The 18833-nt window shown below is 69.3% G+C and carries 1 protein-coding gene (running past one end of the window); it reads left to right on the top strand.

Annotated features, from left to right (window positions below; all coding sequences use genetic code 11):
• Nucleotides 1-18833, top strand: the 3' portion of a protein-coding gene (locus MFF07_RS16865) for an LEPR-XLL domain-containing protein (protein ID WP_238232411.1). The gene continues 26269 nt to the left of window position 1, outside the view; only the last 18833 of its 45102 coding nucleotides appear in the window; its start codon lies off the left edge, out of view; its stop codon occupies nucleotides 18831-18833.

Here is an 18833-nt window from a genome sequence, read left to right as displayed (position 1 = left end):
CCAAGATGGTCAGCACGGACAGCGATGCGTTCGGTGGCATCGAGGGCTCGTCGGGTAACGACTTCTGGCTGTGGAACATCGGCGGCCTGCGTGTCGGCGGCGTCAACGCGGCGTCCACCGTCGGCGTGAAGGCCGGCGGCAAGCTCGGTATCCGCACGTCGAGCCCCGTCGAAGTGTCGAAGGACATGATCGCCAAAGCCTCCATCCTGGTGGAGTCCGGCGAGGAGACGAGCCGGTCCGACGACAACCTCACCGTGAAGGCGGGCGTCACGATCTTCTCGACAGAGGGCTCGGTCGAGCTGAATGCCGGCGACGATCTCATCGTCGAGAGCACGGCCGTCGTGAAGGCGAAGGGCACCATCACCCTGAGAGCCGACTGGAACCGGGATACCCACACGGCGTCCAACGACGCCACGGCGACCATCGACCTGAAGGGCACCTTCGTCGGCGCCTCGATCGAGATCGACGGCAGCACCAAGGGCGGCCAGATCCTCCTGAACGGCAGCTTCACGACGGGCACCCGCTCGATCACCGGCGAAGGCTCTGTCGCCAACATCGTGGAAGGCTCCGTCACGCGCGGCGGCTCGATCGCGATCAATGCTCTGAGCGGCGGAACCGGAAACAACGCGGTCACGCTCGGCGGGACCTATTCGACCGGCGCGATGAGCATCACCACCGGCGGTGCGACCGACCAGATCGACCTGCGGGGCAGCTACACGGCGGATACGCTCTCGATCGATGCCGGGCCGGGCGCCGGGCGGAACGACGTCACGCTGACGGGTTCGTACCAGATCGGGGATGAGTTCAGGATCCGCGGTGGATCCGGCATCGACACCCTGACCGACTCCCGTATGGTCAACGGCGTGACGACGAGAGCCGACATCAAGGCCCGCTCGCTGTCGATCAACCTGGGCGACGGCGCCAACAGCGCGAGCCTGACGGGCAGCTACGACGTTTCCGGCTCTCTGGAGTTCGTCAGCGGCAGCGCCGACGATGCCATCACCCTGACGGGCGGCATCAAGGCCGGCAGCTTCACCCTCGATGCGGGCGGCGGCAACAACACCCTGATGCTTTCGGGCAGCTACACCGTCACCAACGCGCTCACGATCCGCACCGGCTCGGGCAACGACACCATCGACCTGCAGGGCAGCTACACTGCCGGCTCGATGGCGGTGGATGCCGGTGCCGGCGACAACGCCATGACTCTGACCGGAACGTACCGGATCACGAACGGCTTCACGATCACCGGCGCCGCCGGCACCGACACGCTGACCGACCTGCGCGTCGTCGGCGGCACGGTGTCCAAGGCCGATGTCGAGGCGAAATCCGTCGCGATCAACCTCGGCGACGGCACGAACACGGCGACGCTCACGGGCAAGTACCGGATCACGGACGCCTTCACGCTTACCACCGGGGCCGGCCTCGACACCCTGACCGACTACCGCCTCGTCGGCGGAGCGGTCACGGATTCCATCGATCTTGAGGCCGGTCGGATCGCGGTCGCGCTCGGCAACGGCGCCAACGGCGTCGGCCTCGCCGGCACGTACACCGCCAAGGCCGATTTCATCCTGAACACCGGGGCGGATGCCGACACCGTCGTCGACGCGGCTCTCGACGGCAGCACCGTCGTCAAGACCGCGACGATCAACGCAGCCGACATCGTGCTGAACCTCGGCGCGGGCGACAACGCCCTGACGCTACTCGGCACCACGATCGCGACCTCGACGCTGGCGATGACCAGCCTCGGCGGACGCGACCGCTTCGCCCTGCGCGGCCGGATGCAGTCCTCGACGACCACGATCAGCCTCGGCGCGGGCGACGACACCCTCGACCTGGCGCCCATCTCCATCGCGGGCAACACGAAGGTCTATGGCCAGGACGGCGCGGACGCGATCAACGTCGATCGCCTGCCCGAGCTGACCAGCAAGACCGGCAGCCGCACCGACACGCTCGACATCGACGGCGGCCAGGATTCCGATGCGATCCGCATCCAGCTGGCCGGGACGTCGTCCTATCGCATCAACGTCCACGACTCGGGCGACGCGAACCGCGGTGTCGATACGCTGACCATCCTCGGCACGGATGCCGCCGACCAGTTCCTGATGCGCCGCAACTTCGTGGCGCTCACCCACCCGAATACCGACGGCACCTACACCAACACCGCCGTCGAGCGGATCAACTACGACATGAGCGTCAACGGGCGCGTCATCGTCGAGGGCGGCAAGGGCGCCGACCGCTTCGCCATGGATGACAACGCCGCGCTGATGACGGTCGACGGCGGCGAGGGCAACGACGTCTTCCAGATCGGCCAGGTCTTCGCGACCCCGCGCGACACGGCCAACGGCCTGCTTGAGGAAGACGCATTCGAGACGACAAAGCTGTCGTTCGGCGGCTACCTGTCGCGCGGCATCTCGATCCCGACGGTGATCTATGGCGGCGTCGGCGACGACACCTTCCAGATCTACTCGAACAAGGCGGACCTGCGCCTTGAGGGCGAGGACGGCGACGACACCTTCATCGTGCGCGCCTTCGCCACCGACCAGGCGAACAAGATCAAGCTCAATGCCGGCGCCGGCAACGACCGGATCGAATACAATATCAACGCGCCGCTCGACATCGACGGCGGCTCCGGATTCAACAAGATCGTCGCGCTCGGCACCGAGTTCAACGACACCTTCGTCGTCACCAGCGGCGGCATCTTCGGCGCCGGCCTGTCGATCCGCTTCACCAACATCCAGGCGGTCGAGGTCGACGGCCTGGAGGGCGACGACACCTTCTACGTCCTGTCCACGCCGGCCGGCGTGGTCACGACGCTCATCGGCGGCCTCGGCAGCGACACCTTCAACGTTGCCGGCGACGTCAGCGGCGAGGTCGTGGCGCGCGACGCCAAGGGCAACTCGGCGGTCATCAACCACACGATCGCGAGCAGCGACAAGCGCTTCGACGGCCTGTTCGTGCAGGGCATCAACGCCTCCGTCTCGGCGGCCGACGGCGGTGCCGTCAGCGACGAGGGCGGCCTGACGCTGCACGAGGACTCCGTCATCACGACGCCGAACGCCGAGGGCAGCAGCGTCGGCATGTATACGATCCTGCCGCCGTCGCCGAAGACGAAGCCACTCCTCGCGAGCGACACGGCCGTGATCACGGTCTCGGCCGCACAGGCCTCGTCGCAGTCGCGCGCGCTCGGCGGCAATGCCGGCACGGTCGCGGTCTCGAGGGACGGCAATTCCTACGCCGACATGCTGACGCTGACCTTCACGGCCGTTTCCGACGGCAATGGGGGCTTCATGTGGTCGCCGGCGCAGACGGTCTTCGTCCGCGCCAAGTCCGATACGGCGCTCGAGGGCGATCAGAACGTCGCCATCGGCCACTCGGTGGTCAGCACGAACTCCGACGTGAACGGCACCTACGTGCGCACCGCGCTCGTCAAGGTCATCGACAACGACAAGCCAGGCCTGATCATCGTCGAGAGCGGCGGCAGCACCGCCGTGATCGAAGGGGCCCAGGGCCGTCCCAGCCAGGCTCAGAACAAGGACGGCTACACCCTCGTCCTCAACAACGCGCCGTTGGCGAACGAGACGGTGCGTGTCACGCTCAACGTGCCGACCTCCCAGCTCTCGCAACTGGTCTTCACCGACGCCCTGGGCAATCTCCTGCCGAAGGACGGCGGCTTCGCGTACCTCACGTTCAATGCCAGCAACTGGAACATAGCCCAGACCGTGAACGTGGCCTCGCCGGCCGACACCACGCCCGAGAACCGCTTCGTGGCCGAGATCAGCCATGTCGTGACCAGCAGCGTCGGCGGCACCAGCCAGGAGGGCTTCTTCAAGGCGGCGCTCGTCGGGACGCCGGTCGTGCGCGTGCAGGTCACGGACGGCAACACGGCGGGTGTCGTGGTGACCCCGGCTGCCGGCGGCGTCGCGGTGACGCCGAACCAGGATTCCTACTACGACCTCGTCCTGACGACGGCGCCGACCGGCCCGGTCACGATCAGCCTCGCGGGCGACGGGCAGACCATCACGGCCAGCAACGACAGCCGCTTCAAGGCGGCGACCTCCACGAGCCCGGCCACCGTCACCTTCGACGCCTCGAACTACGATCAGGCCGTACGCGTGATCGTGAAGCGCAATCCGAACGCCGCGCAGGCAACGTCGGACGTCAAGACCTTCTCACGCCAGCCGCACGACCTCAGCCGCATAGAGGGCCCGCTGGTCCTCGAGGGCGGTGTCGGCCCCGAGAGCCGTTCGCTCACCCCGGCCATCGTCCTGCCCGGCGAGAACAATCCGTCCGTCGACCGCAAGATCATCGATGACGGCCTGCCGGACTTCGACAAGGTCACGCTCTACAACGACACCATCTCGGTCGGCGTCTCGGGCACCCTGAGCTCGGACAAGGTCACCGGCTTCAGCCACATCGACGGCTTCGGCATGTCGACGAACGACGTCTCGACGGCGACGAGCGGCAGCGCCAACGTCCGCACCTTCGACGGCGGCGTCACCTACCGCGGCATGCGCTCGGTCGAGCTGCTGCTCGGCTCCGGCGCGGACAACGTCACGGTCACGGGCACGGCGCTCGATGCCCTGACGGCGATCCATGGCGGCGGCGGTGCCGACACCATCCGCGTGACCGGCTCCGAGGGCACGCTCGCCCTGTTCGGCGATACCACGGCGGACAACAGCCGCTACAACTCCACGCCGACGAACCCGACCGGCCGCGCCTTCGCCTTCCGCGACGAGGGCACGATCGGACCCGACGGACGTCCGGTCAGCCTCAACGACACCATCGACGCCTCGGGCGCGACGGGCCTCGTCATCATCGACGGCGGCGCGGGCGACGACACCATCATCGGCGGCCAGGGCCGCAACATCATCGCCGGCGGCACGGGGAACGACACCATCACCGGCGGCCCTGCCGCCGACGTCATCCTCGGCGATTCGAGCTTGAACCTCGACGACGTCCGCCGCTTCGTGACCATCGCCGACCCCTTCGTCGGCGAGGCACGGGCCGCGGGCACCGACACCATCGACGCCAAGGCCGGCGCGAACGTCCTCATCGGCGATCACGGCCAGATCTACCAGGACGGCTCGACGACCGCCGGCATCGCGCTGGAAGGCACCCACGTCGTCAGCCGTGTCGTCTCGACCTACACGGGCGTCGGCGGCGGCGACACGATCACCGCGACGGACGGCGACAACGTGATCCTCGGCGGCTTCGGCGCCGAAAGGATCACCGCGGGCGCGGGCAACCACGTCATCCTCGGCGATAACGGCGAAGCCCTGTTCACGGCCGGCGTTCTGACGAGCCTGAGCAGCATCTTCGGTACGATCGGCGGCGACGACACGATCAAGGCGGCCGACGGCAACACCACGATCATCGGCGGCGCCGGCAAGGACGGCATCACGGTCGGCGTCGGCACGCAGGTCATCCTCGGCGACACCGGTCAGGCGACCTTCGTTCCTGGCACGCGCAGCGTGAACGGCGTTCCCCTGCAGGTCCCCGTCCTGATCGCGATCAAGACGGCCGACGACGAGGCCGCGATCGGCGGCGACGACGTCATCACGGCGGCCGACGGCAACGTGACAGTCATCGGCGGCGCGGGTTCGGACAAGATCACCCTCGGCAAGGGCACGCAGGTCGTGCTCGGCGACAGCGGCTCGGCCACCTTCGAGAACGGTCTGATCGCCACGGTGACCTCGATCGCGACCACGGTCGGCGGCAGCGACACGATCGAGGCCAAGGACGGCAACACCACGATCCTCGGCGGATGCGGCGCGGACGGCATCACGGTCGGCGCGGGCAACCACGTCATCCTCGGCGACAACGGCAAGGCACTGTTCACCGCAGGCCGCCTCGTCTCGATCGAGAGCCTCGATCCGACGGTCGGCGGCGACGACGTCATCACGGCGGCCGACGGCGACGTCACCCTCATCGGCGGTGCCGGCGCCGACAAGATCACCTTGGGCGCTGGCCGTCAGGTCGTGCTCGGAGACAGCGGCTCGGCCACCTTCGAGAACGGCCTGATCGCCACGGTGACCTCGGTCGCCACCGCGATCGGCGGCAACGACACGATCGAAGCCAAGGACGGCGACACCACCATCCTCGGCGGTGCCGGCGCGGACAAGATCACGGTCGGCGTGGGCAACCACGTCATCCTCGGCGACAACGGCAAGGCGCTGTTCGCTGCCGGCCGCCTCGTTTCGATCGAGAGCATCGATCCGTCCATCGGCGGCGACGACGTCATCACGGCGGCCGACGGCAACGTGACCGTCATCGGCGGCGTGGGTGCGGACAAGATCACGCTCGGCAAGGGTCGTCAGGTCGTGCTCGGCGACAGCGGTTCCGCGATCTTCGAGAACGGCTTGATCGCGACGATCACCTCGGTCGCCACGGATATCGGCGGCAACGACACGATCGAGGCCAAGGACGGCGACACCACCATCATCGGCGGTGCCGGCGCGGACGGGATCACGGTGGGCGCGGGCAACCACGTCATCCTCGGCGACAACGGCAGGGCGCTGTTCGCGGCCGGCCGTCTCGTCTCGATCGAAAGCATCGATCCGGGTATCGGCGGCAACGACACCATCACGGCGGCCGACGGCAACGTCACGGCGCTGGGCGGCGCCGGCGCCGACACGATCACGCTGGGCAAGGGCACGCAGGTCGTGCTCGGCGACAGCGGCTCGGCCACGTTCGAGAACGGCCTGATCGCGACGATCACCTCGGTGGCCACCGATATCGGCGGCAATGACACGATCACGGCTACCAGCGGCGACACCACCATCCTCGGCGGTGCCGGCGCGGACGTCATCAAGGTCGGCACGGGCAACCACGTCATCCTCGGCGACAGCGGCAAGGCCGTGTTCCGCAACGGACGTGCCCAGCGCATCGAGTCGATCACGCCGGATGTCGGCGGCGCCGACATCATCGAAGCCAAGGACGGCAATTCCCGGATCATCGGCGGTGCCGGTGCCGACGAGATCACCACCGGCGCGGGCAACCACGTCATCCTCGGCGACAGCGGTGAGGCCGACTTCACCGAGACCGTCACGGGCGGGGTGACGACGAGCCGGCTCGCGCGCATCGCCACCACCGCCACGGCGATCGGCGGCGCAGACAAGATCACCTTCGGCGAAGGCAACAACGTCGTTCTCGGCGGCGCGGCCGGCGACATCATCAAGGGCGCCGACAAGGGCGCGGTGATCCTGGGCGACAACGGTGTCGTCACCTTCGACGCCGCCGGCCGGATCCTGCGCGCGCTCTCGATCGACACGGCGGTCGGCGGCGACGACACCATCGAGATCGGCGACGGCGACAACGTCGTGCTCGGCGGCTACGGCCGCGACGGCATCACCATCGGCAACGGCAACAACGTCGTCCTCGGCGACAGCGGCCAGGCCGATTTCGAGGCTGGCGCCATCGTCGAGATCGCCAGCACCAGCCCGGAGGTCGGTGACAGGGACACGATCAAGCTCGGCCGCGGCCGCAACACCGTCATCGCCGGTGCCGGCGGCGACAGCGTCACGGCCGGCGACGGCGCGAACGTGGTCCTCGGCGATGCCGGCTACGCCCGCTTCACCGCGGCCGGACTGCCGATCATCGTCGAGACCACCTACGACAACGTCGGGGGCAGCGACCAGATCACGGTCGGCAACGGCGACAGCGTGATCCTCGGCGGCTCGGGCGGCGACCTTATCGTTGCCGGCGACGGACGCGCGGTCGTTCTCGGCGACAACGGTCAGGCCACCTTCGACGCCCTTGGCCGCGTCGTACAGGCCGCGACCACCGCAGCTACCTCCGGTGCGCGCGACGAGATCACCCTCGGCAACGGCGGCAGCGTGGTCATCGGCGGCGTCGGCGCCGACAAGATCGTCACCGGATCCGGCTCGGACGTGATCCTCGGCGACAACGGCAGCGTCGTCTTCAGCAACGGCGTGCTCGTCTCCGTCGAGACCCTCGAATCCACCTTCGGTGCGGGCGATCTGATCCTGGCCGGCGAGGGCGACAACGTCGTGTTCGGCGGCGTCGGGGCCGACGATATCACCACCGGCTCGGGTGCCGACGTGATCCTCGGCGACGACGGTCAGGCGACCTTCTTGCTGGGCAAGCTCGTCCGCGTCACCACCAAGAACGAGGGCGTCGCGGGCGACGACACCATCCGTGCGGGCGACGGCGCCAACGTCGTGCTCGGCGGCTCCGGCAACGACGGCATCACCACGGGCCTCGGCGACGACGTCGTGTTCGGCGACAACGGTGCCGTCGATTTCGTGAACGGCGTCCGCTTCGAAGCGCTCAGCGAGCGTGCGGGCGGCGGTGGCCGCGACACTATCGTGACGGGCGCGGGCGCCGACCTCGTGATCGGCGGCCTCGGGGCCGACAGCATCGATGCCGGCAAGCTCGACGGCGATGACGACATCGTCTTCGGCGACAATGGCCACGTGACCTTCGACGTCCTCGGCCGGGTCACCCTCGCCGAGACGATGGACGCGACGCTGGGCGGCGACGACATCATCGAGACTGGCGCGGGAAAGAACATCGTATTCGGCGGTGTAGGCTCCGACGCGATCACCACCGGCAAGGATGCGGACATCGTCCTCGGCGACAACGGCGCCGTCACCTTCTCGGGCGGAGTCCGTCTCGAGGCGACGAGCGACCGCAACGGCGGCGCGGCCGACACCATCGTGACCGGCGCAGGTGCCGACCTGGTCATCGGTGGCCTCGGCGGCGACAGCATCGATGCCGGCAAGGACGATGGCGATGACGACATCGTGTTCGGCGACAACGCTCACATCACCTTCGACATCCTCGGCCGTGTCACGCTGGCCGAGACGATCGATGCGACCCTCGGCGGCGACGACCGGATCGAAGCCGGCGCGGGCGAGAACATCGTCCTCGGTGGTGCGGGTTCGGACACGATCATCACGGGTGCGGGCGCCGATGTCGTCCTCGGCGACAACGGCAAGGTCCTGTTCACGGGCGGAATCCGCCTGGAGGCCATGAGCGACCGGAACGGCGGCGGCGGCGATACCATCACCACAGGCGCCGGTGCCGACCTGATCCTCGGCGGCCTCGGGGCCGACACGATCGACGCAGGCATCGACGACAGCGATGACGACATCGTCTTCGGCGATAACGGCCACGTCGTCTTCGACCCGAGCGGCCGCCTGAAGCGGGCCGAGAGCATCGATCCCGGCTTCGGCGACGACGACACCATCGTGGTGGGCGGCGGCGACAACCTCGTCATCGCCGGCACCGGCGCCGACAAGGTGACCGCGCTTGGCGGCAACGACACCGTGCTCGGCGACGACGGCCGCGTAACCTTCGAGACCGACGGCCGCGTGAAACGCGCCGAGAGCATCGATCTCGGCTTCGGCGGCAACGACGAGATTACTGTCGGCGCCGGCAACAACCTCGTCATCGCGGGCGGCGGCAGCGACGTCGTCACCGCGCTTGGCGGCAGCGACGTCGTCCTCGGCGACGGTGGTTCGGCGGAATTCGACGGCGGCGTACGCCTCGCATTCGTCTCGATCGACATCGTCGGCGCCGGCAACGACCGGATCACCGTCGGCGACGGCGAGAACATCGTCCTCGGCGGCGCGGGTTCGGATACCATCATCACGGGCGCGGGCGCCGACATCGTTCTCGGCGACAACGGTCTCGTCGCTTTCGAGCTCGGCATCCGGGCACGTGTGCTCAGCGACCGCGACGGCGGTGCGCGCGACATCATCGCCACGGGGGCGGGCGCCGACCTGGTGCTCGGCGGCCTCGGCTCCGACACGATCGACGCAGGCAAGATCGACGCCCTCACGGACGATACCGATGCCGACATCGTCTTCGGCGACGACGGCCAGGTCACGTTCGACGCCTTCGGCCGCGTCCGGCGCGCCGAGAGCCTCGATATCGGCTTCGGCGGCGACGACGAGATCCGTGTCGGCGGCGGCGACAACATCGTCATCGGCGGCACCGGCAGCGACATCGTCACCGCGCTGGGCGGCGACGATGTCGTCCTCGGCGACAACGGCTACGCCGTGTTCGAAGCCGGCGTGCGCGTCGCCTTCGTCTCGACCGACACCTTCGACGCCGGCAACGACCGGATCGATGCCGGCGACGGAGACAACCTCGTCATCGGCGGCTCGGGCAGCGACACCATCACGACCGGCACAGGCGCCGACATCGTCCTCGGCGACAACGGCCGCGTCGACTACGCGCTCGGCATCCGCTCCGTCGTCCAGAGCGACCGCGATGGCGGCGCGCGCGACATCATCCGCACCGGTGCAGGTGCCGACGTCGTGTTGGGCGGTCTCGGTGCCGACAGCATCGACGCCGGCAAGGACGACGCCCAGTCGGACGTCGTGTTCGGCGACAACGGCCGCCTGACCTTCGACGCCTCCGGCCGCGTCAAACGGGCCGAGAGCTTCGACCCGACCTTCGGCGACGACGACATCATCGAGGTCGGCGGCGGCGACAACGTCGTCATCGGCGGCACCGGAAGCGACACGATCACCGCGCTCGGCGGCAACGACGTCATCCTGGGCGACAATGGCTACGCGATCTTCCAGGCCGGCGTTCGCGTCGAGTTCGCCTCGACCGATCCGGATGACGGCGCGCGCGACGTCATCAAGGGCGGCGACGGCGACAACATCGTCATCGGCAGCGTGGGCGCCGACGACATCACCACCGGCTCGGGCGCCGACATCCTGCTCGGCGACATGGGCGTCGTCCGCTTCGAAGACGGCCTCGTCAGCGAGGTCTACACGACCGAGGAGCGCAGGGGTTCCGGCGACGTCATCAAGGGCGGCGACGGCGACAACATCGTCTTCGGCGGCGCCGGCCGCGACGAGATCACCACCGGCTCGGGCGCCGACCTGATCCTCGGTGATTTCGGCGAGGCGAGCTTCATCGACGGGCGCTTGGTGCGGGTGGCCTCGCTCTATCCGACGCGCGGCGACGACGACACGATCACGGCGGGCGACGGCGATAACGTCATCCTCGGCGGCTTCGGCAGCGACACGATCGTCGCGGGCGCCGGTGCGGACGTGGTGCTCGGCGACAACGGCCTCGCGACCTTCCGTAAGGACGGCAAGCGGATCCTCGTCCGCACGACGGATCCAGAGATCGGCGCAGCCGACAGGATCACTCTCGGCGAGGGCAACAACCTCGCCCTGGGCGGTGTGGATGCCGACGCGATCACCTCCGGCGCGGGTGACGACGTCATCGTGGGTGACCACGGCTCCGTGAGCTACGACGCGGCCGGCCTCCTGGCGCAGGTCCTGTCCACCGATACCGGGATCGGCGGCAACGACACGATCACGGCCGGCGACGGCAGCGACGTGATCGTCGGCGGCTTCGGCTCCGACACGATCACGGCCGGCAACGGCGCCAAGATCGTGCTTGGCGACAGCGGCCGTCTCGACTTCACGGCCGGTGTGATCACCCTGGCGCAGACGCTCGATGCCAGCATCGGCGACACCGACACGATCAAGCTCGGCACGGGCAACAAGCTCGTGCTCGGTGGCGCCGGCAGCGACCGGATCGAAGGCCTCGCGGGCGACGCGGTGGTGCTCGGCGATGCCGGCCTGGTGCGGTTCGTCAACGGCAAGCCGGTTCGTGCCGAGAGCACGGACGTCACGGTCGGCGGTGACGATACGATCACGCTCGGCGCCGGCAACGGTGTGGTGCTCGGCGGCTCGGGTGCGGACACCCTGACGCTGGGCCTAGGCCGGTCTGTGGTTCTCGGCGACAACGGTACGGTCGATCTCGACGATCAGGCGCGTGCTACCGAGATCGCCTCGACATCGCCGGACATCGGTGGCCGCGATGTGATCGTGGTCGGCGACGGCGGCAGCGTTGTCATCGGCGGCTTCGGTGCCGACCTGATCACGACGGGTTCGGGCTCGGACATCGTGCTCGGCGACAACGGCGCGGTGACGCTGAGCGCGCTGGTGCCGGTCTTCGTGCGGACGACGAGCCCGGCGATCGGCGGCGCGGACGAGATCCGGGCGGGCGAAGGCGACAACGTCGTGCTCGGCGGTGCGGGCGCGGACCTCGTCGTTACCGGCTCGGGCGCCGACGTGATCGTGGGCGACCACGGCTCCGTGAGCTACGACGCGGCGGGTCTGCTGGCGCAGGTCCTGTCGAGCGACACCGGTCTCGGCGGCAACGACACGATTACGGCCGGCGACGGCAGCGACGTGATCGTCGGCGGCTTCGGCTCGGATGCGATCACGGCCGGCAACGGTGCCAAGATCGTGCTTGGCGACAGCGGCCGTCTCGACTTCACGGCCGGTGTGATCACCCTGGCGCAGACGCTCGATGCCAGCATCGGCGACACCGACACGATCAAGCTCGGCACGGGCAACAAGCTCGTGCTCGGCGGCGCCGGCAGCGACCGGATCGAAGGCCTCGCGGGCGACGCGGTGGTGCTCGGCGATGCGGGCCTAGTGCGGTTCGTCAACGGCAAGCCGGTCCATGCCGAGAGCACGGACGTCACGGTCGGCGGTGACGATACGATCACGCTCGGCGCCGGCAACGGTGTGGTGCTCGGCGGCTCGGGTGCGGACACTCTGACGCTGGGCGCGGGCCGCTCGGTGGTTCTCGGCGACAACGGTACGGTCGATCTCGACGATCAGGCGCGTGCCACGGAGATCGCCTCGACATCTCCGGACGTTGGTGGCCGCGATGTGATCGTGGTCGGCGACGGCGGCAGCGTTGTCATCGGCGGCTTCGGTGCCGACCTGATCACGACGGGTTCGGGCTCCGACATCGTGCTCGGCGACAACGGCGCGGTGACGCTGAGCGCGCTGGTGCCGGTGTTCGTGCGGACGACGAGCCCGGCGATCGGCGGGGCGGACGAGATCCGGGCGGGCGAGGGCGACAACGTCGTGCTCGGCGGAACGGGTGCGGACCTCATCGTCACCGGCTCGGGCCGCGACGCGGTGCTCGGCGACAACGGCCAGATCCGCTTCGACGCGGCAGGCCTGATCACGCGGGCCGAAAGCCTGGATACGGCCATTGGCGGCGACGACACCATTGAGGTCGGCGCGGGCGACAATCTCGTCATCGCCGGTATCGGAGCCGACAAGGTCACGGCGCTCGGCGGCAACGACATCGTGCTCGGCGACAGCGGCTTCGCGGAGTTCCTGGGCGGCGTGCGCGTCATGGTCGCCACGCTGTCGGCGGTCGACGGCGGCAAGGACACGCTGACGCTCGGCGAGGGCAACAACCTCGCCCTGGGCGGTGCCGATGCCGACGTGATCACCTCGGGTGCCGGCGCCGACGTGATCGTGGGTGACCACGGTTCCGTGAGCTACGACGCGGCCGGCCTCCTGGCGCAGGTCCTGTCCACCGATACCGGGATCGGCGGCAACGACACGATCACGGCCGGCGACGGCAGCGACGTGATCGTCGGCGGCTTCGGCTCGGATGCGATTACCGCCGGCAACGGTGCCAAGATCGTGCTCGGCGACAGCGGGCGTCTCGACTTCACGGCCGGTGTGATCACCCTGGCGCAGACGCTCGATGCCAGCATCGGCGACACCGACACGATCAAGCTCGGCACGGGCAACAAGCTCGTGCTCGGCGGCGCCGGCAGCGACAAGATCGACGGCCTCGCGGGCGACGCGGTGGTGCTCGGCGATGCCGGCCTGGTGCGGTTCGTCAACGGCAAGCCGGTTCGTGCTGAGAGCACGGACGTCACGGTCGGCGGTGACGATACGATCACGCTCGGCGCCGGCAACGGTGTGGTGCTCGGCGGCTCGGGTGCGGACGCCCTGACGCTGGGCGCGGGCCGGTCTGTGGTTCTCGGCGACAACGGTACGGTCGATCTCGACGATCAGGCGCGTGCCACCGAGATCGCCTCGACGTCTCCGGACGTCGGCGGCCGCGATGTGATCGTGGTCGGCGACGGCGGCAGCGTTGTCATCGGCGGCTTCGGTGCCGACCTGATCACGACGGGTTCGGGCTCCGACATCGTGCTCGGCGACAACGGCGCGGTGACGCTGAGCGCGCTGGTGCCGGTGTTCGTGCGGACGACGAGCCCGGCGATCGGCGGCGCGGACGAGATCCGGGCGGGCGAAGGCGACAACGTCGTGCTCGGCGGCGCTGGTGCGGACCTCATCGTCACCGGCTCGGGCCGCGACGCGGTGCTCGGCGACAACGGTGAAATCCGCTTCGACGCCAAGGGTCTGTTCAGCCAGATCGTCTCGGTGGAATCCGGGATCGGCGGCGACGACACGATCGATACCGGTGCGGGCGACAACGTCACCTTCGGTGGCGCGGCTTCCGACACGATCACCACCGGTGGCGGCGCCGACGTGATCCTCGGCGACAGCGGCGAGGCCCTCTACGAGGCTGGCCTGCTGACACTGCTGCGTAGCCTCGACGCCGGCGTCGGCGGCAAGGACATCATCAAGGCCGGCAACGGCAACAACATCGTCCTCGGCGGGATGGATGCCGACGCCATCGAGACCGGCTCGGGCGCCGATATCGTGCTCGGCGACAGCGGGACCGTGCGCTACGCCTCCGGTGCCCTCGTGCAGGTCGTCTCGACCGACACGGCGCTCGGCGGGGACGACACGGTGACGGCCGGCGACGGCGACAACCTCGTCATCGGTGGTGCAGGCTCCGACGCGATCACCACCGGTGGCGGCGCCGACGTGATTCTCGGCGATAGCGGCGAAGCCCAGTTCGCGCTCGGACGGCCCGTGCTGATCCGCAGCCTCGACGCCGGCATCGGCGGCAAGGACGTCATCAAGGCGGGCGAAGGCAGCAACATCGTCATCGGCGGCATGGATGCCGACTCGATCGAGACCGGCTCGGGCCGCGATATCGTACTCGGCGACAGCGGCCTCCTGCGCTTCGACGCGAACGGCGTCCTCGCCCAGGTGACCTCGACCGATACGACGCTCGGCGGCGACGACAGCATGAATGCCGGCGATGGCGACAACCTCGTCCTCGGCGGCGTCGGCTCCGACACCATCACCGTCGGCTCGGGCGCGGACATCGTGCTCGGCGACAGCGGCGACGTGCGCTACGCGGTCGGCATCGTGACCTCGATCACGACGATCGATGCGACCTCGGGCGCGGGGGACACCATCCGCGCCGGCAACGGCGACAACCTCGTCTTCGGCGGCCTCGGCGGCGACGCGATCACCACCGGTCTCGGCAACGACGTCATCGTCGGCGACGACGGCCGCGCCACCTTCGCCGACGGCGTCCTGGCGGTGCTGGAGACGATCGATCCGACCATCGGCGGCGGCGACACCATCGTGGCCGGCGACGGCGACAACCTCGTCTTCGGCGGCGTCGGTGCGGACAGGATCCTCACCGGCACCGGCGCCGACATGATCTTCGGCGACAACGCCCGGGCGGAACTCGCCCTGGTCGGCGGCCGCGCCGTGGTCCGGCGTGCGACCACGACGGATCCGCTCGCGGGCGGCGACGACCGCATCGAGGCCGGCGACGGCAACGACACCGTGTCCGGCGGCACCGGCGCGGACGTCATCCTCGGCGGCGGCGGTCACGACGTGCTGTTCGGCGACCACATGCTCTACGACGTCGCGCTGCCGGTGAATCAGCGCGCGGTCTCGACCTTCACGGCCGCGGTCGACGGCGGCGGAAACGACACCATCGAGGGCGGTGCCGGCGACGACTTCCTCTACGGCCAGCAGGGCGACGACACGTTGTCCGGCGGCGATGGCGACGACGACATCACCGGCGGCCACAACGTGGTCGGCGGCGCTGACGGCAACGACACCCTGACCGGCGGCGGCGGTGCGGACGTGATCCTCGGCGACAACGGCGTGATCACGCGCAACGTGCTGCTGGACGACGTCAAGACCGTCACCTGGCAGCGCAATCCCGGCAGCTTCGCCGATACGGTGATGCGCGACGTGCTGCGCTTCGACCTGATCGACTTCGTCGCCGGTAACGACACCATCGACGGCGGCGCGGGCGACGATCGCCTGTTCGGCCAGATGGGCGACGACAGGATCGCTGGTGGCGACGGCTCCGACGAGATCGTGGGCGGCCTCGGCCGCGACACGATCGATGGCGGCGCCGGCGTCGACTACCTGCTCGGCGACGAGGGCCGCATCGTGCGCGCCTATCGCACCGACGGTTCGGCGGTGCTCAACACCGACGGCACCTGGCATCGCGACGTGGTGCTCGAGGAGATCGGCTCAGTCACCGGCAGCATCGACACCGGCTTGGCGGCCGGAGCTTCGGCGACGGCGGACCTCGCCGCCAAGCTCGCCGGGGCGGACCTCGTGCTCGCCGTCGGCGCCAGCGACAAGGCCGGAACGCGCCTGTCGCTGGGTGCCGGCGGCGCGACGACCGCCGCCCTGACGGTCTCGCTGGCTGCGGCCTACGACGACACGATCGACGGCGGCGACGGCAACGACGTGCTGTTCGGCCAGCGTGGCAACGACACCCTGCGCGGTGGCGGTGGCGACGACCTGATCTTCGGCGACCGGGCCTCCAACCTCTCGGAGACCGTGTCCGACCAGCCGGGCATCGTGAACGCCATCCGGCTGATCGGGGCCGCTCCGGGAACCGGGATCGCGCTGCCGCTCGGCGGCGAGGTCGTGGTGCCGGCCGCCAACCTCGTACCCGCCGCCCTCGGCGTCGGCGCACCGCGCATCGAGGTGTATCCCGCGATGGCGGGTGTGGCCGCCGACATCGCCGGCGCCGATCCGATCCGGCGCAGCGACGGCGGCAACTGGACCGTCTACGCCTCTCTCGTCCCGAGCATCTACAACGCCAACGGCGTGCTCGCGGGCAACGACACCATCGACGGTGGTGCAGGCAACGACACGATCTACGGTGACAGCGGCGAGACCTACAGCCTCGACGTCACGGCCTATGCCGCTCTGAACGGCCAGATCGACAAGATCTCGGCCTCTCTGCAGGATCTGCTCGGCGTCTTCGCCAGCCTCGGCTCCGGGGTCGACATGCTGAACGCCGGTCGCGGCCAGCCTTCGGCTGCGGCGATCGCCTACGGCAACGACACCATCACCGGCGGCGACGGCGACGACATCGTCGTCGGCGATGCAGCCCGCACGATCGTGCGCGGACCCGGTCCCCTGCGCAGCCTGTCGGGCGAGGCGGCGGCTTCGCTCAGCGACTTCCTTTCCGACATGCGCACGGTCGTCACCGACCTCGCCATGACGGGTCGGGTTGCCCAGGCGCAGGTCACGACGAACCTGGAAAACGCGTCCGGCATGTCTCTCAAGGAGATGCTGCTGTTCGGCTTGCCGGATCAGCTGCGGACGAAGCACACGGTGTCGATCGGCAACGACGTCATCGATGCGGGCGCCGGCAACGACCTCGTGGTCGGCGATACCCTCGTGATGCTTCGGCCGGGCGTGGCGCGCGGCCTCGCGACCTCAGATCCCGCCGCGGCGGGCACGGCGGCTTCGATCGAGGCGGCGCTCGTCGACCGGGCGGCGGCGCGGTTCGAGGCGATGCTGAAGGAGCTCACCGCAGACTTCCCGGTCGATCGCCAGGCCGTCGGCCTCGACTGGATCGCCGCGGCAAACGCCACGGGCAACCGCCTCGAACTCGGCAACGACCGCATCCTGGGCGGGACCGGGAACGACACGCTCATCGGCGACACCGCCCTCATCCAGATGCCGTCGGCCAACGCCTCCGACGGGGCGGGTGTGACCGCCGCCAGCCTGGCGGAGGATCGTGCGCAGGTGTCGGCGCGGGTTCTGGGGATCGGCTCCGCCGGTCTCGGCACGGATCTCGATCCGTGGACCCGCTCGGCCTCGGACGCCCTGGCCGTGGACGTTCTCGGCGCGGTCTATCCCGTCTGGTACGGCTACAGCTGGAACGGGTCCGTTCTCCAGTCCAGCCCGCCCTCCGGGCAGATGGCCAATCCGCTCAACGGGGGTATCTTCGGCTTCCCGTCGGCGGCCCTGAGGGGACTTCCGGCCGAGCCGGGCTACCTGTCGCAGTTCCTGCGCAGCAGGGCGGTCCTGTCCGGCTTCGCGCCGGGCGTGCCGCTCGATCTGCAGCCGTCCTCGGGCGTCTATGCGAGCTCGGTGAAGGCCGGCGAGGATATCATCGCGGGCGGTGCCGGTGAAAACCGCATCTTCGGCTCGACGGCGACGCTCGTTCCCGCGATCGATGCCGAGGGCAGAATGGTCGGACCGAACGCCCTCACGGCGCTCAATCCCACCGATATCGGGACGCAGAACGGCAGCTTCAGCCCGGCCGGTTACCCTGCCAGCATCGGCATCATCACCACGGCCGGCACGCCGAACCAGATCCTCAACTACGCCTACGGTGTGCCGGTGCCCGGGAGATACGGTGCTCCGTCGCTGGCGAACTCCATGTCCACCTACGGTCTGCCGTCACAGGCCTCCACGCCCTACGGCTACCCCTACGCTGCGGGACCGTTCTGGTTCGGGTTCGCACCGTTCGGCATGCCGCAGGGCACGCAGACCGGGCCGGATCAGATCACCGAGGGCGGCGGCCTGACCTTCAACGGCTTCGTCAAGAAGCGGGCGGGCTGGGTCTACGATGCGGGCGTCACGTTGCCGTCGCTCTCCGCGACGACCGCCGACTCGCTCATGCCGAAGTCCATCGCCGGCCGGCCGTCCCTCATCGAGGGCGTCGCACACAAGCCGCTGCTGGCCAGCGACGTGATCCGCTCGATCCAGGGTGGCGACATCCTGCTGCGGGCGAACAACGTCCCGACCGGCGCGCCGTCGAAGTACACGACCTGGTTCTTCGACGAGGCGAAGGGCAGCCTGGTGCAACAGGCGTTGCAGGAGGACGACATCCTCTTCCTCGCCAAGCGCTTCGGCGATCCGACGCAGCATGCGAAGTGA

It is taken from the genome of Methylobacterium thuringiense (assembly GCF_022179645.1).
Classification (GTDB): domain Bacteria; phylum Pseudomonadota; class Alphaproteobacteria; order Rhizobiales; family Beijerinckiaceae; genus Methylobacterium; species Methylobacterium thuringiense.
This window is presented reverse-complemented; position numbering and strand designations above follow the sequence as displayed.